Genomic DNA, 22,943 nt, shown 5'->3' with positions numbered 1-22,943 from the left:
AAACTATGAGATTTGTAAAATTAAACACCGTACTTATACTACTGCTTTTGTTTTTTTCAATGATTCCGCTTTCTGCGGCAGATCCGTCTCCTCATATTTCGGGATCGGATGATAAAATTGATGTATTGTATATCGGAAATACCGGTTATTTTGACATGCCGGTTTCATTCGGTATGGAATCGTCCATGGTTTACGGAGACGATTTTAACATACAAACGATTGGAATCAATTATCCAACTATGGCTGATTTGACTTCTTACGACTTATCTTCTTTTGACTTTATTTTCTTGGACATGGCTTATTACGGAATTAATTCCCAAGATTGGGGCCTGTTTGAAGAGGCTCACGACAATGGTGTGACGTTGATTGCGTTTATGAACGATTGGAGCGGCTCTACACAAACACCGGACTATTTCGATTTCCGGGACACGCCTGACTTTACAACAAGCACAACTTATTCCGGTGACGCTGTCAAAACATTCTTTTTAATGTTTAACGACCAAAAAGACAACTATGCAGCGGAATCTGATGAACTCAAACAGGATTACGCCGAAAACATTCTGATGTTTTTAGCTAAAGAGCGCAGTAAAACCGATACAAAATGTGCGGCGATTACAAATGATTGGGAAACGGTCAAAATCGCTTATCTCGGCTTTTCCGGACAAGAAAATTGGGGATTGGTTAATGCTTATTCTTCATTTATGGATGTGACGTTTTTACCGGACTATTGGACCGAGGCCGGAAACCAAGCAATTGTTGATTTTGGTAACGCCGGAGGTTTTGCCAATCAAAATGTAATTCTTCTGAATATGATTACGGATTCATATTGTCAAGGATTTGATGATCTCATCACAACAAGTAACTACAAATTGGAAAATGTCGCCAAAACAAAACCGGTTTTAATCTTCAATACCGGAGGATATGGACCCGACTACGCGGAAGAAATCGACGACAAAGACCATCCGCTTTCCATTGACGTTCAAATCAATGAACAAATTTTAGTTTTGGCGGGACGGGAATTCGGTTCCACGAATCCGGACCATTTCACCAAAGATTGGATCCTCAAAAGCGCGTCTCCGGCTTACGGCATTTACCACCCGGATTTACCGGATAAAACATATGCAACTCTTGACGATTATTTGGCAAATTACTCCACTGAACCCGGCCCCTATGACACCCCGCACCATGTTTATAATTCGAGCAACGTAACGGTTGGATTGTGGTTCCACAAAGAATATTTCTCCGACGGGCGGCTTCCGATTATTAATGCCGTCATCGCTGATTTGGAATCAAAAGGCGTGAACGTCATCGCAACCTATGATATTTTCAGAGAATCAGATGACGGCAATGGAAACCCGATCAATCCGACCATGAAGTATTTCGCGGACAGCAACGGAGATGTTTTGATTGGAGCCGCCATCTCCATTAAGGATTTTTCTTTTAATTACGACGATTATGAAACCGGTCTCGAGTGGCTTGATGAATTAAACGTCACGGTTTTAAAAGCCGTTACAACGGCGTCAAACGGACAAATCTCCAAGGATTCTCTGGTTTATTCCACCGTTTCTCCAAACCGCGACGGCATGTCCGACTTTATTTTAATCGGCGGACCGGTGACGGACGGCAGCGCCATCATCTATCCGGAACAAATTAATTGGCTCAACAACCGTGCGATTGCTTGGGCGAATTTAAAAGCCAAAGACAACGCGGATAAAAAAATCGCGATCATCTATTACAACTATCCGCCCGGAAAAGACGGTGTCGGCGCCAACTATTTGAATGTCATGAGAAGCTTTGCGGGTTGTGAAACAACGCAATTCCCGGGACTTCTCCGCCAATTGAAAGATGAAGGGTATACAGTTTCATTTGACAAAGTTCCGGTCTCGGAATCCGGCTTAAATGAAACCAATCTTTTGGATTTGGTATTCCGTCAAGGAATTAACGTCGGCGCGTACGCCCCCGGCGTTTTAAACACAATGGTCGACGAACGTGGAAATACGGCGGATGCGGACTGGTGGGGCTCAACGATGGTTCCGGTTGAAACTTACCAGGAGTGGTTTGACGCAACCGTCACCAATACCACCATTCGAAATGGAATTATTGACTCTTGGGGGGAACCATGGAACTACTCAAAACCGCTCTCTAAGGACCAAAGCGGCATGATATGGCAGGATTCAAACGGCAAACGTTTCATTGTGATTCCAGCCATCCGGTTCGGAAATGTGTGGTTGACGCCGCAGCCTGACCGCGCACTTTCAACCGATAAAGCGTTTTCCTATCACAGTGGCGACATTCCACCCACTCATCAATATGTGGCCTACTATTTGTGGCTTCAAAATGAATTTAAGCCGGACGCGATCATCAATTTTGGAACGCATGGAACTCATGAATGGTTGCCCGGGTCACCGCACGGCATGAATGCCGAAGATGACCTGAGCCCATTGCTGCTTGGCGATATTCCAAATATTTATCCCTACATTGTTGCCAATGTCGGCGAAGGGCTTACGGCCGAATACCGTGGAAATGCCCTGATTATCGACCACATGACGCCGCCGATGATTCGATCGAATTTAGATTCTAACGCCGATTTGGAATGGCTGGAAAAAGAAATTCAAGCCTACTTTATCGCGCAAGCAGGCGGCGATTCAAGTACAAACGCTCAGCGGCAAAAGGACATTGTCATCCGTATGTTCGCCGCCGGAATCGATGATATTATCGGCATGGAAAAATACAAACGCCTTGTCAACGAAACAAATCCGGAAAAAGTGACGGATGCGCAGCTTCAAACCTATTTGAAAGGCTTGCCGCAAGACGACTTTTCCAAATTCCTCAAAGAAGATTTGTTTGATTACGTCGAGTCTGTTAAAGAAAACAGTTTACCCTATGGTATGCACGTTTACGGGCAAAGCCCGACGGACGAACAAATCGGAGCGATGCTGCGTAACATGTGGGGACATGGATTTGACAACGCGCTTTATGAAGCATATTACAAAGACCTCGGCTATTTGAGTATTCCATACGCGGATGAGGAAATAATTCACCAAATGGTCGTTGACTTGGCGGATGCAACAACCAAAGATGAAATGATGAACATTCTGGACATTTATTATCCGGCTGACCGTTATACGGACACCGACCATGAAATTGTCGTCCGGTTCATTTTGGGTCCGGCAATGTACATGGAAGAAGCCGCCGACGCCGATGGCGTCATTGCCGAATGGAATTCAATTCAAACCGGCGAAGATTCAAATGGAAATCCGGTAACGGTCATGGATGAAATTCGAGAAGAAGTCGTCTTTGCCTACTATTTCTACTCGGATGTTCCAAGCAAAGATAAATTGAATACCAGCATCAGAAACGTAACAGCATATTGCATTCACATGCGTGACGACCACTCCAGAATGATTGACGCGGACCTGATTGATGAAGCACTCTCTTTTGAGTTTAACACGCAATCCCATCAAAATAAAGGCGTTACCTCCTATCTGACCGGATACGGACGATTGGATTACGCTCAAAATTTGAAAGATTGCGGCGATTGCGAAACAGAAAGTTTAATGCGCGCGCTTTCCGGCGGTTACATTTGGCCCAACGCCGGAAACGATCCGATTCAAAATCCAAGCGCGCTTCCGACCGGCAAGAACTTCTACGGCATTGACCCGGATAAGTTCCCGACAAAAGCCGCCTGGGAAGTCGGAAAGTCTTTGGCGGACCAGTTGGTCATTGATTACTATAAAAAATACGGTAAATTCCCGGACACAGTTTCATTTTCAAGGTTCGGCGTTGAATTTATCCGTGACGAAGGCGCCCTTGAAGCCTGCGCGCTTTATCTGATGGGCGTTGAGCCGGTTTGGGATGTCAATGGAAAAGTGGACCCGAAATCGGTCAAAGTAATTCCGCTCAGCGAACTCACGATCACATTCTATGATGAAAAACAAAAGAAAGAAGTAACCATCAACCGTCCGAGAATTGATGTGGTGTACACGACCGCCGGCATGCGCGACGCTTTTGGCGACAAGTTGAAATTGATTAACGTTGGCGTGAAAGCTGCCGCAACTCAAGATGAACCAAACGAATGGAATTACGTTAAAAAGAATTCCGAAAAATTAAAAGCGGCCGGCCTTGAGAATATGATGTATTTCCGCTGTTTCGCCAATGAGCCCGGGAACTATGAAATCGGAACCGGAAATTTGGTGAGTGCAAGCGGTTCGTGGGATGATCCGCAAGCGATTGTAGATATGTATTTGAAAAACATGGGCTATGTTTACGGTGACGATTCGACATGGGGTGCCAGCGCTCAGGATTTACTCAAAGCGCTTCTTAAAAATGTCGACGCGTCTGTTCATGCAGATTCGTCCAATTTGTACGACACTTTGGACAACGATGATTTCTTCCAATACTTTGGCGCGCTGAACATGGCGACAAAGTATTTGCGCGACGACAAGAAGATGCCGGAAATGTACGTCGCCGACACGAAAAATGTCGGGCAAGACGCACGTACAAGCAGCGGAAAAATGTACGGTATGAAAGAATACATCAACATGGACCTGGAATCCCGTTATCTCAATGAGGAATGGATTAAAGGCATGATGGAGTCCGGCTATTCCGGGTCGACCATGTATTCAGAGTTTGTGGAAAACTTGTTCGGCTGGGCAGCGACATCGGACGGCGAGTTGATCAGTTATGAAAACTGGAAAAAAGTCTATGATGTTTATGTGAATGATTCGTATGAATTGGGACTTGATGATTATTTCAAAGAAAACCCATACGCTTACCAATCGCTCACCGCCCGGCTGATTGAAAGTATGCGCAAAGACTATTTCACCGCCCAAGATTTAAAAGAAACCGATCCGGTTGCTTACAACGAAAGGATGAAAGAGTTCCAAGCCATGCAAAAAGCATTGATGGAAAAATATATGGATTCCGTTATTCAAAGCGGTGTCGCTTGCTGTCATCACACTTGCGGTAATCCGTCTCTTGACAAATTCATTGCCGGACAAATGTCTGTTCTTGGAATTAATCCGGATGAATATGAGGATTATTGGAAGAATGTAGAAGATGCGACAGAGCGCGAAAAGCCGTCTATCTCTCCAAATCCATCAACCTCCTCCGGCGGCGGTTTCGGAACAGCGGCAGTTTCAAGCGGTCCGTCGGAGTCTTCCGATTCCGGTGAAACACCATCCGACGGGACGGACGCCAGCGGCGGTTACGGAACGGACGGCACCACCCCGGGAACACCGGGAGCGCCCGTTTCCGGATATGAAATGACTTCAACCATTCAAAACGCTGCGAATTCCATTCGCGACTTTATGACAAATCCGACGTTTTCATCGTCCAGCATTTTCGCCATTGCAATTGTGGTGTTGGTCATCGGCGCCGTATTCTACGGCTACCGGAAGAAAAATATTTGAAACTGCCGGAGTTTTAAAAAGTTGCCTTTTGGCAACTTTTATATTTTTTATGTTTATTCAAATAGGTGTTAAAATGATTGGAAAACAGAAAAAGTATGCATTCACCTTTTTGGTTTTAGTTCTTGTTATGGCTGTTGCATTTATTTCTATTTCTGCATTTGTCAACAATCAAACAATTAAATCATTTGACGATGTTCCCGGAAAACATCTGAATTTCAGTTTTATTAACGCTAGAGATAGTGTTCATTATCTTCCTCCGGGAACGGATACAATTGCTATTACGTCGGTTTCACCGGATGGCGACTATTTGTGGGATATAGCTCATGATCGATACCCGAATGCAAATACGACAAAAATATTAATCAGTCGAAACCCTGCAGGGCGAATTGAATATTATTTATTGAATGATGTCTCTAACATATCATTTAATACAACATCTCTTCCGCTTCAAATTGAAAAAAAATATGGTTACACCTTTATAATTGAAACGGATACGCGAAAAATGCTTGTTGGAAATCCTTTTGCTCATATTATTTCAGATTCTAATTCTTCTGAAAAGTTGGACCTGATTGTTACGGACATTCTTTCCGGAAATATTTCAGGAACAAAAGAGTTTGACGAAATATTAAGCTACACAGATGACGTTTCGGGCTATGCCGAAATACTCGTTTTTAAAGCAGAGAATCAAAGCAAATTTGATCAATATTACCAACGAATAACAATAAATGAAGACGGAACAATTCAATTAGAGGCTGTCATACTTCATCCGACCAAAGATGTAGAATATGACATGATCGGACTTTCGGAAGGTGCCAATGACGGCGTTTCATACACAATCGTGCCGTTAGATAATTCTGCTGTAAAGATATACCTTGAAGCTGAGAATGGAGGTGCTTTTATAACAGAACGTTCCAAATATAATCGTATTATCAAAAGTTATACAAATTCGTTGGAATGAATTTAAGACAAAGAGAGAAAGTTCCTTTTTCCCATTTTTTCATTATCCTTATTTTTGCGCCGTCGCCTCGCGCGTCATAATAACGCTTTTATTAAAAGTTAAAATGACAAGAGGCTGTTTTTGAACTCTAAAACATCTCCTTCTGAAATTATTTCAAATTAAATCATTAGCTTTAAAGATAACAATTGTAATCCAAAAACTATTCTTTATATAAGTTCCACCGCTTATATTTCCCTTCATGGAAGCAATGGCATTTCTGATTGTGGTGGGTATTCTGTCGAGTGTTTTTATATTCGGATTGAAGACCGGTATGGGCTGCGGATTTTCAAGTGTTAAATGGCCGGTGGTATTCGGGCTTTGCGCGCTTTACTTTGTGATTGCGCTTGTCGCCGGATATTTCATGGACGCGATTGACGTCACATCTTTTATGAGTTCACCGCTGGCGACCGGTATTCACATCACGTTGGCTTTATTCTTGGTTTTCGGCGGCATTTACACCATGAAAAAATGGAATGCCGGGTGCGATGTTTCCAAAAAGACGTTTTTAATTTTAGTTTTCCCATGCCCGGTTTGTATGGCGGCGCTCTTGGTTTCCTGTGTTGCGCTGTCCACCGTCGTCACCATTGACGGCGTTTTAATCGGCGCAATTGTCGGAATCGTCTTTATCATTTCAATTATTGTCTCAACGTTTTTCATGAAAAACTTGGGCAAAATCTCAAGCTATATCGGTATTCCGATTTCCGGAACACCGGACACGCTCGGATCTGTAATGGTTTTTATCGGACTTTTCTATTTGGCGGCCGCTGCCATGATTCCGGCGTACATCAGCGCCGGGGCGCAATCTTCCACGACGCCAACACCGTTTGGAACCGTGGAAATGGGTGCGCTTGCCGCAGCCTTTTTGTTGATTTTGTTCGGCGCGGTGATTACCAAAGCGGCGGACGGACAAATCAAAAAAAGCCGGTCCAAAACAAAAATGTCCTGACAGGACAAACGTTACGAATCAGCATTTGATGATTCCCAAATGATCAAATCAAATTCTCAATTTTAATCAATTTTATTTCTAAAAATAAGGCTCTCAATGATTCATTTGATTTGAGATCCTCATTTTGATTTTTATATATATGTTTATAGTAGACAGGGTTTTTTCAGGTAAAAAAAGATCAAAAACAAGTTTAGGTGAAATGAATGGAGATTAATTTTTTAACAGATTTCGGTTCCGCGATTTCGTACATCATGTATATTTTTTCAAATGCGCTTCTTTACCCGGTTATGATTTTGTTGATGCTTTTGGTCGTTGTCATTTTAATGATGACCGGCGAATACATCACGGAATATACTCGCCGCCACAAAGACGGAGTTGCATTTGAAAAAACATTAAACACTTTGTCAAAAGCGCTTAAAGAACCAAACGGAAATGAAAAAGCCGCCGACATTTTAAGAAACATGGAAGGGCAAGCCCAACTGGTGACTTCGTTTTCAAAAAATATTGCGGATTATGTGAAAGACGGTAATACTCTATCGGTCGGACGTTTGGCCGACGATTACGAAACTCGAATGGTGAAACGAACGGAGAAAACCAGAATCATTACAACTGTCGGCCCGATGCTTGGACTTATGGGAACGCTCATTCCACTAAGCCCGGCTTTGATGGGTCTCACCTCAGGAAACGTCGAAAACCTTGTGTCTAACCTCGTGATTGCCTTTGCAACGACCGTCGTCGGCTTATTCTCTGCCGGAATCGCTTATTGCTTAACCGTCGTTCGGTCCAGATGGTACTGGCAAGATATGATTGATATCGACTACATTATAGACGTTTTAGAGGCGAAAGAATGAGCCGCCGGTCAAGAAGAGGAGGGCGGGGCTCATCGTTTTCAAGAACAGAAGTTGAGAACCCGATGTCTTTTGTCGGCAACGTTTTTGATATTGCAATGGTTTTCTCAGTAGCCTTGCTGGTCGCGCTTGTGATGTCGTTTGGCATTTCGGAGCTTTTGACCAACGAATCCGTGACAATTGTCAAAAACCCGGGACAAGACAACATGCAAATCATCACGAAAACCGATGAAGGCATTGAAATCATGGAGATCAATGCCGAACAGCAGATCGGCGGCGGAATCGGCGATATTCTCGGAACAGCTTACCGGCTGGAAGACGGGCGTGTGATTTATGTCCCGGAAAACAATTCGTCAACACCGGCCAATATGACCAACAGTACCGGAAATAATACGGCAGGCACGACAAATAACAGCAGCGCGTCCTAATAATTTTCAGATTCAAGGGTTGAGATTCAACCTCAATCTTTGAATTCGTTTTCTTTTTTGAACATTTTTCATTTCTTTTTGATTTGATCAATTTGCCTGACAGCAAATTCAGTTATTATTACCCACTCAGATAATAGATATTATCAAAAAGAGTGCATATATATTCTAAAAATTCAATTATAATACAAGTTTGATTGTTTTATTTAATTTTATAAAAACATATCAAACGAAGTTATGATAAAGTAAAAATTATTATTTTCAAATATTAAATATTTAATTCCAGCAAAATAAACAATTTAAAAGATTAAAAAACAAAAACATTAACATTGTGGGATAAAATGATGAAAAAAATATTGACCCTATTCATATTGGTTCTTTTGTTCGGATCGATGATTCCGGCAATGGCCGACCCGGCGCCGCCGGAAAAAGTAAAGGTGGCTTACGTTTCTTCAAAAGACCGGAACATCAAAATGGCAGAAGCCATTCTGGCTGAAAACGCAACGATTGCGCAATATATCGAACTGACCAACTTTACCGGGACGACGTACGGCCCGGACGTCAAAACATATGATTTAAGCGGCTATGACGTTATTATTTTGGAAAGCTTGGTTGATTCTGTTTTTGCGGACTTAAAACCTGAACTGAACGATGCCATCGCAAATGGGACCGTGATTCTTGTACAAAGTACGACGGACCCGAAAACAACCGGAATGAACTGGCTTAACAAAACGGTCTATGAAGATTGCTTTAAATATCCGTTCAAAGGCAATTTTGAAATTCTCCTTCTCCAGTTGGCGAAAGATTACGGCGACTATACCAACGCTATTCCCGCCGTGGACAAAACATCTGTTTACGGCGTTTACCATCCGGACTACTACGCCGACAACCAGATTTTGTTTAAAAACGCGAGTGAATATTTGGCGTGGTATTCAACAGACCGCGGAGACGGATCTCACATTTATGACCCAACCGTCCCAACCATCGGCATTATGCCGTCCAGCAATTTAAGCGCGCTTGACCGTGACGGCCCTATTCTTGATTATTTGGTTCGCGAAATCGAAGCTCAGGGATGTAACGCTTTGGTCGGCACATTTGTCTCCAACGCAACAACCGATGTGAGTAAAACAGCGAATCATGAAAATTACATGATCAATGTTGTTGCTGATGGGGGCGGAAACTTCGAAAGCGGCGAAGTCATTGTCGATTCAGTGATTTCTCTTTGGCGCGGCGCCCGTCTGTTTTCATTAAATAACGAACTCGGACAGCAACAATTGGAATCTCTCGGCGTTCCCGTTTTAATCGGCGCCCAACTTTATGAAAACAAAACAAAAGAAGAATGGGAGAACTCCCCCTATGGAATTTTCCCGACGCAGATCGCGTATTTGGATTTAGCGGAACAAGACGGCATGATTGAACCGATTGTTATTGCCGCCAAACCCAAAGACCAAAATGGTTTCACAATCGATCGGAACGATCCGATTGATTATCAAGCCGACTGGATGGTACAGCGTGCCATCGGCTGGGGAAAACTGTCGCATACCGATAATGCCGACAAAAAAATTGTCATTCCGTATTATGCCGCCGAAGCCGGAAAAGCCAATATCGGCGCCGATCCGGACTACTATATGGACGGACCCGGAAGTATTCTGGAAATTTTAAAAGCGTTAGAAGCAGCCGGCTACGATGTCGGAAATGATCCGCTTCCCGCAAAAGAAGAATTAACCGACCTCATGGTCAACTATGGTTACAACGTCGGCACTTGGGCGCCGGGGCAGCTTAAAAAAATGGTTGACGACGGTTATGCCGTTATGCTTCCGGCGGACGATTACATCGCCTATTTCAACACGCTTGACACCGACAAAAAACAGGCTGTCAACGATTTGTGGGGCCCGGCTCCCGGAAACATCATGGTCTATGAAAACGAATCCGGAAAATATGTCGTGATTCCGGCACTTACCTTCGGAAATGTGATGATCACCCCGGCGCCGCTTCGCGGACGTGACCAAAGCGAAGCCGCGATGGCCAACACCAAAGATTACCCGCCGACGCACCAAATGCTTGCCGCTTACTTCTATTTCAGGGACGATTCCCAATATAATGCCAACGCTTTGGTACCGACTTGGTCCAACTTGGCGACGCTTCCCGGAAAGCAAACCGGACTTTCCGCCAAAGACTGGGCGGCGCTGATGATCGGAGACATGCCAATCATTCACCCGCTTCCGATGGACGCGACCGGCAAAACCGACAAAAGACGCGCGAACATGGCGGTTATTACATTCATGACGCCGGCGATGGTTCCGGGCGGCCTTTACGGCGATTTGGAATCCTTGGACGCCGAAATACAAAGTTACAAATCCGCCGGAACGGATGACGTTAAAGCGGCCATCCTCAATGAAATCATCCGATATTCCGGAAGTTTGGGATTTGATGCAAGTTTAAACATCAGCTGGAACAACATCAAGAATGATTCAGTTGCTGTTGACAAAACTCTGACGCAAATCGAAAAGCATATCCGAACCATTGAAAAAAGTTATATTCCGTACGGCGACCATACCTTAGGTATTGCGCCGACCGGAGATGAATTTGATGAGATGGTCGCCTCAATGGTGGCTCAAAACCCCGGTTTAACGGAAAACGAAGCTGAAAATAAAATCAATCAATGTACCGATGAAATAATAAATTTAATCAACGCTTTAAACGGAGAATATATTCCAATTGGAAGCACGGGAGACCCGATTAATAATCCGGAAGCGCTTCCGACCGGCAAAAATCCGATTCAAGATGATTCCCGAACAATTCCGTCCGAAACGGTTTTTAACGGCGTCGGCACTGTCCTGGCGAACGGACTCGTTGCCACCTATCAAAAAGAACACGGCGCCGGAAAATATCCGGAAAAGGTCGCTTTCCTTTTGTGGGCAGTTGAAACGACCCGTAATAAAGGGTCAATGGAAGCTGAAATCTTCTACCTGATGGGGACGAAGCCGATTTGGGGAACCGGATCAAGTGCCGGACGAATCAGCGGTGTCGAACTCATTCCGGGTTGGGACAAGCCGCGTGTGGACGTTGTGGTTGAAACATCCGGTTCTTACCGGGACACATATAGCCGACAAGTGATTTGGATTAACGAAGCGGCAAAATTGGCGGCAAATGCTCCCGATAACGGGCAGAGAAACTTTGTCAAAGAAAATTCTCTTGAAATTGAGCAGGCGCTCAAAGACAAAGGATACAACGAAACTTTTGCCAAAGAAATATCCACCGCCCGCGTTTTCGGACCGCCGCCGGGAGAATACACGCCGGGACTTGAAAATTTGGCCGGCAGCGGCAATGAAGGGAACGAATCCGATGTGGCAAACCTCTATATCAGCCGGATGAGCTACGTCTACGGCGTCAACCTGACGACGGACAAAGATGGAAACGATATTCGCGTCGATGGAAAAGCTGTCACCCAGTGGGGCGTCCCCATGCCGGATTTACTCAAAGAGAACTTAAAAGATGTGGAGATGGGCGTCTTTTCCAGAAGTTCCAACACTTATGGTCTCTTGGATCACCCGATGGTTGCATCTTACTTCGGCGGACTTGCTTCGGCCATTAAAGAGTCCGGCGGAAAACCGGACATGTACATCAACGACCAAAGGAACAAAGGAACCGATGTGACATCTCTTTCCGAATTCTTAAACGCTGAATTGAATTCGCGCGCTTTTAACCCGAAATGGATTGAAGGCATGATGGATTCCGGGTACGCCGGAACGGCCCACATGAACGAGCTTTTTGAAGCGCTCGCGGTTTGGAATATGGCAATGCCGAGCTTGGTTACGAGCGACACATGGCAAAAACTCAGCGACATTTATGTCAACGACGCCACCGGACAAGGTGTTCCGGACCACCTCAAAAATACAAATCCGTATGCTTACCAAGCGATGGTCGGAAATCTTCTCAACGCCGCCTACCTTGGCCAGTGGACACCGTCTCCGGATGTTTTAAAGCAGCTTGAAAAAGAGTATGTGGAACAAACGGCTTTAAACGGCGTCGTCTGTTGTCACCACACCTGCAGCAACATGAATTTCAACAACAAAATCATGAGCGGTCTCATGGCGTTGGATTTGCCGGATGATGTCAAAAAGCAATATGTCGATACAGTCAATGTGGCGCTGGATAAGAGTTATTCCCCGAGTTTAAGCCCGGAAAAGTCCACCGGATCGTCTTCCGGAACCGGAACCGCCAAAGTGGTGAACGGAACCGACACCGGCAACTCAACCGAAAACACATCCTCAACGACACCAACCGACGCAAACTCTCCCGGCTCGGGTTACGGTACGGACACAAGCACACCCGGACAGACCGGACCGCAAGTTTCAGGATTTGAAATGACGGTATCCGTTCAGAATGCCGCCTCCGCCGTCCGCGACTTTATGGCCAACCCGTCCGTCTCATCATCCAGCGTGATTGCGATCGCGATTGTGGTTCTCATCATCGGCGCCATCTTTTACGGATACAGAAAGAAAGGGGTTTGAAAAGAAAATATTGAAATGAAAGATTGAAAAGGAAAAGATAAATCATGGTGAAGGAAAATTCCCTTCACCTTTCTTTTTTTGAATGATTGGCGGGAACGAACGCTTAAAACGAATGGCTCCGCTGAAATTTATGATTATTACCACGGCTCGTTCTTAATGCCGAGTTTGTATCCGACAATGTTGGTTCCGACATGCAGAAGCGGCGTGATGATGATCACCGCAATGAGCGGCCAAAACGCTAACGTTTGGAAGAACCAAGTCCAAGAGGTCAGCATTGTCAGCAAAAAGGCGCCGATGAGAAAATCGTATTGGTCGACCAACGGGAAAGGCGCGCCGCGTTTGAGACCGATTCTTCTTTTGATGAAACTGAACGTCATGTCGCCGAGAAGCGCGCCGACCGCCAGAGACAAAATCGCGAGACAGGCGGACAAGTCAAGCGCATCCGGAATGCCGGTCGCTGAAAATCCGGGAAGCGCGATTCCGAAGAAATTAAATCCCATTTTGAGAAGAAAAATTTCAATAATTCCGACCAAAAAACCAAGGAGTGTTCCCGCGAAAAATCCGCGCCAGGTTTTCCCGTCGCCTAGAATCCGGCGGCCATCTTTTAATGTTTTTCCGCCGTCAATCGGACGCCCGCCGCCAAGAAGCGCGGCAAAGGAGTTGGGCAAATACGCAGGCAGCATAATCCAAACGCCGACCGCAACCGCTGTTACAATTTCAAGAAGCATAATCATCTTTTTCCATAATCACTAAAATATTTCAAATAATAATATGTTGCCGGTTCATCATTTTGGGACTTTTTGTTATTTATGATTTGTTTTCTTCGTTGATTAAATCACGGTACAATATTCTCAAAAAGTCGCGTTTGCTGTTAAGTATTCGGAATATTCTGACAACATTATTTTGAAACTTGTAATAGACAAAATAGTTGCCACAGATTAAATACCGGTAATTAAATTTAAGCCCTTTTCCAGAGGACATATCTTTTCCAAGCAAAGGAAAATCGGACAACTTTCCATAACAATTCATCAGATTGGCAATGTGATTGACAGCGGTTTCGGAACTGCCGGACACTTCCTCAATATACATTTTAATATCTTTTAAATCTAATTCAACGCGGGGAGTTAAAACAAGTTCTTTCATTCGACGCCCAACCTTTTTCTCATTTCCTTGTCGCTAATCCAATCGGCATCGCTTTGGATAGAATTTTCCGCGACCGCTAATTCCGATAACAATTGGATTAAAGCATATTGCTTTTCAAAGCTTTCGATGTCCATGATGACATATTTCCCGTAACCGTTTTTTGTCAGAAATACAGGCTCTTCGGCGGTGATGTCTTTTAATATTTCATTGTAATTTCTTAAATCAGATACCGGTTTTATATTTGGCATGGAAATTCCTCACAAATTTGGAATGTCGGGATCATAGATAAATTTTACGAATGATTTTGAGATAAATTTTAAGAAAAATATGACGCAAAATAAAGCTTAATCTTACAAAGATTAGGGGTAAAACTTAGAATAAAAATTGAATCAATTTTTTTCTTCCTTTTTATTCGGCAACAACTCCGCCAAAACAACGCTGACAAACACAATCGCTGCCCCAAGATATTGAATCGGAAGCAAATGTTCCGACGCGAACAGGTAAGCAAACAGCGCCGCAAACACGGGTTCCAGCGCGAAAATCAAACCGATGTGCGACGGCGTCGTATATTTTTGAGCGACGACTTGAGCGATGAAACCAAACGCGCTGCAGAAGACGCCGAGGAACAGAACCGGAATCCATAAGTCAACCGTACTTGGAATAAACGGGTCTTCAAAAACCAATGAAAAAATCAACCCGAAAAGAGCGGTGAATCCGAGTTGAACAATTCCGAGATTGAGCGGGTCAACTTCTTGGATTTCCACGAATCTTTTGGACAACATGATATGCGTTGAATAAACAATGGCCGCAAGAACACAAACCAAATCGCCAAGTCCGACGCCCATGCCGCCTTCAAGCGTCATGAGTCCGATTCCGATGGTGGCGCAAATGCTGGCCGCGATAATTTTCTTTTCCGGAAATTTTCTGTAAGCGACCGATGACATAATCGGAACGAAAATGACCGTGAGGCTGCCCAAAAAGCCGACGTTGGAAATGGTCGTGTGCTGGATGCCGTAGTTGACGCCGGCGAGCGTCAGAAACAAAAGAAAACCTAAGACGACGCCGCAGCGGATGGTTTTGGAATTGATTTTGGAAAAATGGCGGAAAAACAACAAAAGCGCAACGATAAAACCAACAGCGAAACGGAGCGCAATGAAATTAAAAATCGGAATGGACGCAACACCCGCACGCGTAAAAAGATAAGAGAGTCCCCAAAAAAAGACGACCATAAACATGAGCAAGTCCGCTTTTTTCTGAGAATCCATAAAACTTCACGGGTGATTAAATTTAGTCTTACCTTATAATTTTATCTATATGCCGTTATTTCTTTTACGGAAGCGATTCATATGAGAACACTTAAAACAATATAAAAACAATATAAAAACAATAAAATATTATGATGAGAATGTCAGAAGAGAAAAATATGAAAATTTAATAAATCAAAATTAAATCAGAATATTCAAAGGACGTGTCAAGTTGGCGTTTTCATTTTCCGATTCCAAAATGGCGGTTCTTCCGTTTTCGGAATTACCGGTCCGCTACCGGATCAATGCAAGTCCGTGGCAGCCGAAGGCATCTGATTTTGAATCCGGCGTTGAGTTGGCGGAAACACTGCTCGAAAAGGCGGTCGGAATCTACAATGAGAAAGCGTCGGAAGATTTTGTGGAATTTATGGCCAAAAATCCGGCCTCGAATTGGGCGCAAACCGATTTGTTCATCGAACTTGATAAGTATTACCGCCAATACATTCCTTTTTTGAACGAAAAGGGCGAACATTGTTTTTGGATGAACTTTTTTTGCCGGCCGGTCGGAAACTGGAAACTTCACCGGGTGGAAGTAAAAGCCGGGGGAACTTGTTATTTTTCAATCGGATTTAACATCGACACCGGGAAACGGTTTGATTTTTTGGTCAACGGCAAAGAATAATATTTTTCATCGCTTAATTTTTTTTCGCCGAACCGTCAATAATACGTTCAGCCGATTCTAATTTTGTATGTATTTTATATACGATTTGATGTATTATAGAATTTGCAAGTAATGATTTTAAAAATTGAGTTACTTCATTGTTGTAGATTCAGATTTACTTCTGTTTAACAAAACCAACAAGTAAATCAACTGTATGTCAAACAAAACTAAACCAACTGAATTAATAGTAAATAATAAAAAACAAAATAATGAGGAATAAAAAATGTTAGCTGTAATTGATAAAAATGAATGTACCGGATGCGGAGCCTGTGTGGACGAAAAAGAATGCCCGACCAACTCGCTTTCCATGGGAACTGAATACTCCGTTGTTGACAAAACAACCTGCACCGGATGCGGCGCTTGCGTCGATGTCTGTCCGACCGCTGCCATCAGCATACACAAAGCAACTTAAATGTTAAAAATCCAAAGCTTCAAAAAAGATATATAACTTATATGTCTTTTTGTTTTTTTCTTCAAATCTGCTTTTTTAATTGAATAAATATCATAGCCAATGTTTTATATGCCGACATTTTTTCGCCGAACCGTCAAATATACGGCTGACCGTTGCTGTTTTTTGCAAAACGTATATAAAATATATGCGTATTATCTGGTGTATATGATTCATGTAATACCGATTCGGAACATTACATAATCCAAAAAAGATGAAATTAAAGATAATATTTTGAAATTAAAATAATTGAGGAGGAGAAAATTATGCCAGCAGTTATTGATGAAAACGAGTGTACCGGATGCGGACTTTGTGTGGACGAATGTCCGAGCGAAGCGATTACCCTTTTGGATATCGGCGTCTCCCGCGTTGACCCGGCCGAATGCACCGAATGCGGCGCCTGCGTCGATGTGTGCCCGGTGGCGGCCATTACTTTAGAGTAAATATATGATACGAATGATACCGATCATTTCGGTTTCATTCTCTTTTCTATTAAATTTTGTATCTTAATTGGTTTATCTGTTTTTCATTCGAATTGTCTCAGATTCTAAATTTTTAAATGATCGTCCATCACCTTCATTAATTATAAATAGGGTAATTTCACCATAGAGGTTATTCTTTTTATGTTGTATTTATCGATTCATCTATTGATTCGCTTTTCAACTTTATAATTTAAAGGAGTCTACAATGTCGGAAACACAAGAAAAAAGTTCTCCATATCCGGTCATCAACGTGCTGGAATGCAAATCGTGCGGCAGATGCGTGTATGATTGTCCGAAAGGAGTTTTGAAAATCGGAACCGCTCTCAATGAACGCGGATACGCGCCGGTTGTCTATGCCGGTACCGGATGCACCGGATGCGCGAACTGCTACTACACCTGTCCGGAACCGCTCGCGATTGAGATTCACATTCCGAAAAAAACAAAATCGGAGGTCTGATTATGACGGTTCAATTGATTAAAGGAAATACGGCAGTCATCATCGGCGCCATGTATGCCGGTTGCGACTGCTACTTCGGATATCCGATTACGCCGGCCAGCGAAATTCTGCATGAAGCGTCCAAATATTTCCCGATGGCGGGCCGAAAATTCGTACAAGCCGAATCGGAAGAAGCGGCGATTAACATGGTTTACGGCGCCGCCGCCACCGGACACCGGGTGCTGACGGCATCGTCCGGTCCGGGAATGAGTTTGAAACAGGAAGGCATTTCCTATTTGGCCGGCGCGGAATTGCCGTGCGTCATTGTGGATGTGCAGCGGGCAGGCCCGGGTCTCGGCAACATCGGTCCCGAACAAGCGGACTACAATCAGATTGTCAAGGGCGGCGGACATGGCAACTACAAAAACATCGTGCTTGCACCCAATTCTGTTCAGGAAATGTGCGACTTGACCATCAAAGGATTTGAGTTGGCATTCAAATACAGAAATCCGGTCATTGTTTTAGCGGACGGCGTTTTGGGACAAATGATGGAACCTGTGGTGTTCCCGAAATCCGCCGTCGAGCCGAAAATCGATAATTCCTGGTCGGTCGGCGGAAACGCGGAAACCAAAAAGAATTTGGTCACCTCCATTTTCCTGGACTTTGACCAGCTGGAAGCGTTTAACAACAAACTCATGAAAAAGTATCAAACCGTTTTCGAAAATGAACCGCTCTTTGAAGAATACATGATGGAAGACGCGGACATCATTTTGGTTTCTTACGGCATCAGCAGCCGGATTTCGAAAAGCGCGGTCGATACCGCCCGCCAAATGGGCATTAAAGCGGGGCTTTTCCGTCCGATTACACTCTTCCCGTTCCCGGAAAAACGGTTGCAGGAAATTGCAGAGCGTAACTGTACGTTCTTGGCGGTGGAAATGAGTTCCGGACAGATGCGCGACGATATTATGCTGGCGATCCGCTGCAAACGCGATGTGGAACTTTCAAACAGAATGGGTGGAAACATTATTGAGATGGACAAAGTGATTCAGAAAATCAAGGAGATTGACCAAAAACAAAAGCAAAATCCGGGTCAATCTCAAAGTCAAAATCAGGCCCAAGACCAAAATCAAACCAAAAAGAAACCGGAGGCGAAATAATGGCAGGTGAAATCATCAACAGTCCGCAATCAAAAGCCGGAACCGGTTCTGTTGAAAAAGTCATTCAAAAACCGGCGAGCATGAACGATATTTATGAGCGAAAGGGCGGTGCCGCGCCGACCGCAACGCACTACTGTCCGGGATGCGGACACGGTGTGATTCATAAATTAATCGGGGAAGCGATTGACGATTTGAGTATTCAAGACCGCTGCGTTCTCATCAGCCCGGTCGGTTGCGCTGTTTTTGCGTATTATTACTTTGATTTCGGGAATGTGCAAACCGCCCACGGACGGGCGCCTGCTGTCGGAACCGGCATTTTCCGGGCGCAGGATAACGCGATTGTCATGTCGTACCAAGGCGACGGCGATTTGGCGTCAATCGGTCTGAACGAGACCATTCAAGCCGCCAACCGCGGTGAAAAAATGGTGGTTTTCTTCGTGAACAACACGGTTTACGGAATGACCGGCGGCCAGATGGCGCCGACGACTTTAATTGGTGAAAAAACCGTGACGTGCCAGGATGGACGCGACCCGAATTTTGCGGGTTACCCGCTTCATATGTGTGAGATTTTGAGCAACTTGCAGGCGCCTGTATTCATTGAGCGGGTGTCGGTGTCGGATGCCAAACACATCAAACGGGCGAAAATCGCGATCAAAAAGGCGCTTGAGATTCAGCGCGATGGCAAAGGATACGCTTTTGTGGAGATTTTGTCGGGCTGCCCGAACAATCTCAAACAGGACGCGAAATCGTCCGCCGATTTCATCAACGAGCAAATGGAAAAAGAATTTCCGCTCGGCAATTTCCGCGACCAGTCCGCTGATGTTTGTCCGATGGTCCGTCCGACAAGCGATTTTTCAACAAAGCGACTGATTGAAATTTTCGGAACATCGGATGCCGCTGTTAAATCAGATTCCAATGCCTTTGAAAATTGCCGGATCAAAATCGCCGGTTTCGGCGGCCAGGGCGTTCTTTCCATGGGAATTATTCTTGCGGAAGCCGGATGCGCCGGCGGCAAAAATGTATCGTGGTACCCGTCTTACGGTCCCGAACAGCGCGGCGGAACGTCCAACTGCTCCGTCGTTTTGTCCAAAGATCCGATCGGGTCGCCGGTGGTGTACGCCCCCGATATTTTGGTGGCGCTTAACCGTCCGTCTCTGGACCGGTTCGCCAAAGACGTCAAACCCGGCGGATTTTTGCTTTACGATTCCTCCATTGAAGGATTCGTGCCGCCAAAAGGCGTGACGACGATTGCGGTTCCGGCCGTTGAAATCGCGACAAAAGGCGGCTCTCAAAAAGCGGCGAATACGGCGATGCTTGGCGTGATCTTAGCGCTTAAAGCGACCGGGTTAACAGACGCCGAATTTGAAAAAGCGATTGCGGAGTCTTTTGCCGATAAACCAAAATTGATTGACATGAATTTGGCGGTTTTGAGAGCCGGAAAAGAATGGGCGTTGAAAAAATGATGAATTGATTGAATTCATCATTTCAAAAAAACGACCCTTTATTTTTCCTCAAAAAAAAGTGTCGCCATAACGCGTGTGTGACGGCACAGACGCAAAAAACAAATCAAAAGTCGCTCAACGTCTTGTTTTCCGCTTTTTTGTTTTTCATCTCATCCGCTTTTTCCATTTCAGCAATCACTTTTTTCATCAGTGTTGAAAACGGATAATCTTTGAAGTTTTCTTTAGCGACAAAAATTCCGCCGGTTTTGTTTTTGAAGTTCTTAAAACCCGAACTGTTTTCCGTTTTGTTGTCGATTTTTGTCTGATAAATCTCCAAACTCAACTGAATGTGTGTAAAAACGTGTTTGACCGATTTGTTTGTGAAAGTCCAGCCGGCCGCAAATGGAAAATCCGGTTCCGTTTTTCCGGCGTTTAAATCTCCGGCCGACCACGGAAATTCAAAAAGTCCCGACAAAAGGCCGTTTTCGGTTCTTTTCCGAATATAAACGCAACCACTTTCGTTTTCAACCCAGAACAAAGGCCCTGATTTTTTGACCTTTTCAAGTTTCACAATTTTCGGAATTTCGGTCACAAGATTATCTTTGAGAGCGCAGCAATCCGAATTAAACGGACAGCTTTTGCATTTCGGATTTTTGGGCGTGCAAACGGTTGCCCCCAAATCCATAATCGCAGATGTGTAATCGGCCGCACGCTTTTGGGGCATCAAATGCTGTGCTTTTTCTACAATTTCCGGTTTGATTTGATCGACCGGATCCGTCATCGAATAAAGGCGCGCGATCACCCGAATGACATTGCCGTCGACGACCGCTTCCGGTTTGTCAAACGCGAGCGATGAAATACTGGCCGCTGTATACGGGCCGATTCCGGGAAGTTTGATCAATTCAGAATATGTTTCCGGAAAAATCCCGTTGTAATCGGTAACAATTGCCTTTGCGCATTCGTGCAATTTTTTGGCGCGGGTGTAATAACCGAGTCCTTGCCAAAGCAAAAGAACTTCCTCAATGTCGGCGGACGCAAGCGATTCAATGGTCGGAAATTTGTCCGTAAACCTGTGAAAATAGGGAATAACTGTCTGAACGGTGGTCTGCTGAAGCATAATTTCGGAAACCCAAACCAAATACGGATTCGGATGCGCGCCGCGGACTCTCCATGGAAGGTCGCGCCCGTTTTCGTCATACCACGCCAGCAACTTAGATGGAAGGAAGGACTCTTCCGTTGTTTCCGGCTCCGATTCCGCTTCTTTCACCTTTCTTGCCATAAAATCATCAATTCAACTCTCTCTTATTTCAACACTTAAAATCTCAAATGCCGCGGATTGCATACGTTTTCCCGGTCGCAATCTAAAATTTCAGGTATTTGGTACCGGTTGAATTTATCCAGAAGATTTTCGGCACCGTACTTGATTTTAAATTCCAGTTCCTCCGGATAAAGCGGAATCGCCGAATAAATATGAATGACTTTTTCCGGAAGTTCGATTTTGACAAATTCTTCCGGCACGGTAATGGAATACACGAGCAGAGAACTCTCAACCGAAACAAACCGTGAAAACGGCGCGTCTTTGTTTGAAACCGTGTGTCCCCAGGAAACCCAAGTTCCGTCCGGAACCGGAAGTTTGGCAATCGTTTGAAGAACCTGAATCGGCCAGTTATTTTCTTCCTTTTCTAACTCATCCGCAAAAAGCGGCCAATATTCCGGCAGAAGCATCATCACTTCGGAAAACCGGAAGTCTTCAAATCCCGGCGGTACATCCATTTGAATTCGACTCATTCCGGCGGTGATTAAAAGATGATACGGACGCTCTCTGTTGGCTTTGACAACGTAAACATGAATCAAATCTTCAGTTTTTTCAATCCGCCCAATATCTTTTTCATCATAAAACCGCTTCAAATGGTCAAGAACCGTTCGGTCAGGATTTTCATTAGATATAAAAGATTCCTCTGCATTCATTTTTTTGTTTTCATTTTTTTGTTTTCATTTTTTTGTTTTCATTTTTTTGTTTTCATTTTTTGTTTTTATTTTTTTTGTTTTCATTTTTTGTTTTTATTTTTTTTGTTTTTTATTTTTTGATTATTGTCCGATATTTTCATAATACAAGTCAAACAGTTTCGGGCAAATGTTTCGGAGTGTTTTCGGGTCGTCTTCGTCCCAGTTGAGTTCGATTTCAATCATCATGAAATCGTCCTCAAAAGTGTCAAGGACGTCATAAAAGTCTTCTTTTCCGGTGGCTTCTTCATACGAATCAAGGGCAGCGTATAAGATTTCTTCATTTTCCGGATATTCGTTTCGTCCCATTTTTGAGCAAACTTCGTAGAGCGAATCCGGATCCTTAAGAGCGTTTTCATACACGTCTCGTCCCTGCGAAATCAACCATGCCCGAAAAATATCAAATTCATCGTCGGTGCATCCGCCGCAGATGATATATGCTGCCGCCCACAGTTCCGGATTATAAGAGTTTTCCAAATATTTGTCGAGCCGGTAGTCAAATCCCAAAATATCCTCAATCGGGCGAACCGAAAGCTCGGCAATCAAACTGTCCAGTTGATCTTGGGGGTCACCGCCTTTTGTTTTGTCAATCAATTCCCAAAACAAGTCTTCCGACATCATGTCTTTTCTTGAAACCATTTTCTTCATTCCTTTACGCTTATAAATATTTTAAAAATTTAAATCGGTCAAACAAGAGCGAAATTAAACAAATGTGAATAATATGA

At 44.2% G+C, this 22,943-nt stretch carries 18 protein-coding genes and 1 pseudogene; 12 read left to right on the top strand and 7 right to left on the bottom strand.

The window, feature by feature from the left end; all coding sequences use genetic code 11:
* Positions 1-59: 59 nt before the first annotated feature.
* From MsAc7_RS07920 to MsAc7_RS07895, 6 genes are all read left to right on the top strand, one after another.
* The gene (locus MsAc7_RS07920; protein WP_338102375.1) at positions 60-5,411 is read left to right on the top strand and encodes a cobaltochelatase subunit CobN; all 5,352 of its coding nucleotides are present in this window, start codon (positions 60-62) and stop codon (positions 5,409-5,411) included.
* A gap of 73 nt (positions 5,412-5,484) precedes the next feature.
* A complete protein-coding gene (locus tag MsAc7_RS07915) occupies positions 5,485-6,369 on the top strand; it encodes a hypothetical protein (RefSeq protein ID WP_338102374.1) in 885 nt (294 codons plus the stop codon).
* A gap of 247 nt (positions 6,370-6,616) precedes the next feature.
* Positions 6,617-7,354, top strand: coding sequence for a DUF2162 family putative transporter (locus MsAc7_RS07910; protein ID WP_338102373.1), 738 nt, complete (start codon positions 6,617-6,619; stop codon positions 7,352-7,354).
* 203 nt (positions 7,355-7,557) lie between these two features.
* Entirely contained in the window at positions 7,558-8,205 is a 648-nt protein-coding gene (locus MsAc7_RS07905) for a MotA/TolQ/ExbB proton channel family protein (protein ID WP_338102372.1), read from the top strand.
* Positions 8,202-8,630: a DUF2149 domain-containing protein gene (locus MsAc7_RS07900; protein WP_338102371.1), complete on the top strand. Its 429-nt coding sequence runs from the start codon at positions 8,202-8,204 to the stop codon at positions 8,628-8,630. Before MsAc7_RS07905 ends, MsAc7_RS07900 begins: the two co-directional genes overlap by 4 nt.
* Positions 8,631-8,968: 338 nt before the next feature.
* The gene (locus tag MsAc7_RS07895) at positions 8,969-13,141 is read left to right on the top strand and encodes a cobaltochelatase subunit CobN (protein ID WP_338102370.1); all 4,173 of its coding nucleotides are present in this window, start codon (positions 8,969-8,971) and stop codon (positions 13,139-13,141) included.
* Between the two features lie 137 nt (positions 13,142-13,278).
* Here MsAc7_RS07895 and MsAc7_RS07890 read toward each other — a convergent pair whose 3' ends face one another.
* The 4 genes from MsAc7_RS07890 to MsAc7_RS07875 form a co-directional block, all read right to left on the bottom strand.
* Entirely contained in the window at positions 13,279-13,869 is a 591-nt protein-coding gene (locus tag MsAc7_RS07890; RefSeq protein ID WP_338102369.1) for a CDP-2,3-bis-(O-geranylgeranyl)-sn-glycerol synthase, read from the bottom strand.
* 79 nt (positions 13,870-13,948) lie between these two features.
* Positions 13,949-14,284 carry a type II toxin-antitoxin system RelE/ParE family toxin gene (locus MsAc7_RS07885; protein ID WP_338102368.1) on the bottom strand — a complete coding sequence of 112 codons (336 nt, stop codon included), beginning with the start codon at positions 14,282-14,284 and terminating at the stop codon, positions 13,949-13,951.
* Positions 14,281-14,532 (bottom strand): type II toxin-antitoxin system Phd/YefM family antitoxin, encoded by a 252-nt coding sequence (locus tag MsAc7_RS07880; protein WP_338102367.1) that lies wholly within the window; start codon positions 14,530-14,532, stop codon positions 14,281-14,283. The genes MsAc7_RS07885 and MsAc7_RS07880 overlap by 4 nt, the downstream gene beginning before the upstream one ends.
* Positions 14,533-14,673: 141 nt before the next feature.
* Positions 14,674-15,549 (bottom strand): DMT family transporter, encoded by an 876-nt coding sequence (locus MsAc7_RS07875; RefSeq protein ID WP_338102366.1) that lies wholly within the window; start codon positions 15,547-15,549, stop codon positions 14,674-14,676.
* Between the two features lie 211 nt (positions 15,550-15,760).
* Between MsAc7_RS07875 and MsAc7_RS07870 the strand changes: the two genes are divergently transcribed.
* From MsAc7_RS07870 to MsAc7_RS07845, 6 genes and pseudogenes are all read left to right on the top strand, one after another.
* Positions 15,761-16,210 carry a hypothetical protein gene (locus MsAc7_RS07870; RefSeq protein ID WP_338102365.1) on the top strand — a complete coding sequence of 150 codons (450 nt, stop codon included), beginning with the start codon at positions 15,761-15,763 and terminating at the stop codon, positions 16,208-16,210.
* 262 nt (positions 16,211-16,472) lie between these two features.
* Entirely contained in the window at positions 16,473-16,661 is a 189-nt protein-coding gene (locus tag MsAc7_RS07865) for a DUF362 domain-containing protein (protein ID WP_338102364.1), read from the top strand.
* 302 nt (positions 16,662-16,963) lie between these two features.
* Positions 16,964-17,140 carry a 4Fe-4S binding protein gene (locus MsAc7_RS07860; RefSeq protein WP_338102363.1) on the top strand — a complete coding sequence of 59 codons (177 nt, stop codon included), beginning with the start codon at positions 16,964-16,966 and terminating at the stop codon, positions 17,138-17,140.
* A gap of 244 nt (positions 17,141-17,384) precedes the next feature.
* The gene (locus MsAc7_RS07855; RefSeq protein ID WP_338102362.1) at positions 17,385-17,636 is read left to right on the top strand and encodes a 4Fe-4S dicluster domain-containing protein; all 252 of its coding nucleotides are present in this window, start codon (positions 17,385-17,387) and stop codon (positions 17,634-17,636) included.
* 2 nt (positions 17,637-17,638) lie between these two features.
* Positions 17,639-18,679, top strand: a pseudogene (locus MsAc7_RS07850) (3-methyl-2-oxobutanoate dehydrogenase subunit VorB); the annotation flags it as partial.
* 92 nt (positions 18,680-18,771) lie between these two features.
* Positions 18,772-20,235: a 2-oxoacid:acceptor oxidoreductase family protein gene (locus tag MsAc7_RS07845; protein WP_338102361.1), complete on the top strand. Its 1,464-nt coding sequence runs from the start codon at positions 18,772-18,774 to the stop codon at positions 20,233-20,235.
* A 103-nt stretch (positions 20,236-20,338) separates the two neighbouring features.
* Here the strand turns inward: MsAc7_RS07845 and mutY are convergent, their stop codons facing one another.
* The 3 genes from mutY to MsAc7_RS07830 all read right to left on the bottom strand — a co-directional run bounded on the left by mutY (position 20,339) and on the right by MsAc7_RS07830 (position 22,857).
* Entirely contained in the window at positions 20,339-21,493 is a 1,155-nt protein-coding gene (mutY, locus tag MsAc7_RS07840; protein ID WP_338102360.1) for an A/G-specific adenine glycosylase, read from the bottom strand.
* A 35-nt stretch (positions 21,494-21,528) separates the two neighbouring features.
* Entirely contained in the window at positions 21,529-22,182 is a 654-nt protein-coding gene (locus MsAc7_RS07835) for a suppressor of fused domain protein (protein ID WP_338102359.1), read from the bottom strand.
* Between the two features lie 120 nt (positions 22,183-22,302).
* Entirely contained in the window at positions 22,303-22,857 is a 555-nt protein-coding gene (locus tag MsAc7_RS07830) for a DUF4240 domain-containing protein (RefSeq protein ID WP_338102358.1), read from the bottom strand.
* Between the last annotated feature and the right edge of the window lie 86 nt (positions 22,858-22,943).

Source organism: Methanolapillus millepedarum (assembly GCF_032594115.1).
GTDB classification, from domain to species: Archaea; Halobacteriota; Methanosarcinia; order Methanosarcinales; family Methanosarcinaceae; genus Methanolapillus; species Methanolapillus millepedarum.
The sequence above is the reverse complement of the archived record's forward strand: the minus strand, read 5'-3'. Positions and strand labels throughout refer to the sequence as shown.

Bases quoted from the DNA above. Each gene is read 5' to 3' on its own strand.
- MsAc7_RS07920 (WP_338102375.1), top strand. From the start codon at position 60: ATGATTCCGCTTTCTGCGGCAGATCCGTCTCCTCATATTTCGGGATCG.
- MsAc7_RS07915 (WP_338102374.1), top strand. From the start codon at position 5,485: ATGATTGGAAAACAGAAAAAGTATGCATTCACCTTTTTGGTTTTAGTT.
- MsAc7_RS07910 (WP_338102373.1), top strand. From the start codon at position 6,617: ATGGCATTTCTGATTGTGGTGGGTATTCTGTCGAGTGTTTTTATATTC.
- MsAc7_RS07905 (WP_338102372.1), top strand. From the start codon at position 7,558: ATGGAGATTAATTTTTTAACAGATTTCGGTTCCGCGATTTCGTACATC.
- MsAc7_RS07900 (WP_338102371.1), top strand. From the start codon at position 8,202: ATGAGCCGCCGGTCAAGAAGAGGAGGGCGGGGCTCATCGTTTTCAAGA.
- MsAc7_RS07895 (WP_338102370.1), top strand. From the start codon at position 8,969: ATGATGAAAAAAATATTGACCCTATTCATATTGGTTCTTTTGTTCGGA.
- MsAc7_RS07890 (WP_338102369.1), bottom strand. From the start codon at position 13,869: ATGCTTCTTGAAATTGTAACAGCGGTTGCGGTCGGCGTTTGGATTATG.
- MsAc7_RS07885 (WP_338102368.1), bottom strand. From the start codon at position 14,284: ATGAAAGAACTTGTTTTAACTCCCCGCGTTGAATTAGATTTAAAAGAT.
- MsAc7_RS07880 (WP_338102367.1), bottom strand. From the start codon at position 14,532: ATGCCAAATATAAAACCGGTATCTGATTTAAGAAATTACAATGAAATA.
- MsAc7_RS07875 (WP_338102366.1), bottom strand. From the start codon at position 15,549: ATGGATTCTCAGAAAAAAGCGGACTTGCTCATGTTTATGGTCGTCTTT.
- MsAc7_RS07865 (WP_338102364.1), top strand. From the start codon at position 16,473: ATGTTAGCTGTAATTGATAAAAATGAATGTACCGGATGCGGAGCCTGT.
- MsAc7_RS07860 (WP_338102363.1), top strand. From the start codon at position 16,964: ATGCCAGCAGTTATTGATGAAAACGAGTGTACCGGATGCGGACTTTGT.
- MsAc7_RS07855 (WP_338102362.1), top strand. From the start codon at position 17,385: ATGTCGGAAACACAAGAAAAAAGTTCTCCATATCCGGTCATCAACGTG.
- MsAc7_RS07845 (WP_338102361.1), top strand. From the start codon at position 18,772: ATGGCAGGTGAAATCATCAACAGTCCGCAATCAAAAGCCGGAACCGGT.
- mutY (WP_338102360.1), bottom strand. From the start codon at position 21,493: ATGGCAAGAAAGGTGAAAGAAGCGGAATCGGAGCCGGAAACAACGGAA.
- MsAc7_RS07835 (WP_338102359.1), bottom strand. From the start codon at position 22,182: ATGAATGCAGAGGAATCTTTTATATCTAATGAAAATCCTGACCGAACG.
- MsAc7_RS07830 (WP_338102358.1), bottom strand. From the start codon at position 22,857: ATGGTTTCAAGAAAAGACATGATGTCGGAAGACTTGTTTTGGGAATTG.